We start from the raw sequence: 600 nt of genomic DNA, 5'->3' as shown, positions 1-600 counted from the left end.
GGCCAAGCTCTGCTACAACGACTACAACATCGAGAACTGGTCGGACGCCAAGACCCAGGGCGTCTACAAGATGGTCAAGGACTTCAAGTCCCGCGGTGTGCCCATCGACTGCGTCGGCTTCCAGAGCCATTTCGCATCCAGCGGCCCGCCGGCGAGCTTCCAGACCACCCTGTCCAATTTCGCCGCGCTCGGCGTGGACGTGCAGATCACCGAGCTCGACATCGCCCAGGCGTCCGCCACCGCCTACGGCAACGCCGTCAAGGCGTGCGTGAACGTCGCTCGCTGCACGGGCATCACCGTGTGGGGCATCCGCGACAGCGACTCCTGGCGCACCGGTGAGAACGCGCTGCTGTTCGACGCGGGCGGCAACAAGAAGCCCGCCTACAGCGCCAGTGCTCACCGCCCTGGGCAGCACCGGCAGCGGCGGCACGCAGGCCGGGGGCATCAGCTCCGGCACCGTCTACACGCTCTCCAACGCGGCCGCCGGACGCGTTCTCGACCAGCCCGCGGGACAGAACGCCAACGGCACCCCGCTCCAGGTGTGGGACGCCGGCCGTGCCTCCAACCAGCAGTGGCGGGCCAACCGGAACAGCGACGGCT

At 68.5% G+C, this 600-nt stretch carries 1 pseudogene; it reads left to right on the top strand.

The features are described from left to right. A pseudogene (locus POF73_RS45875) lies at positions 1-600 on the top strand (endo-1,4-beta-xylanase); the annotation flags it as partial.

This window comes from Streptomyces sp. HD, assembly GCF_028369295.1.
GTDB lineage: Bacteria > Actinomycetota > Actinomycetes > Streptomycetales > Streptomycetaceae > Streptomyces.
This window is presented reverse-complemented; position numbering and strand designations above follow the sequence as displayed.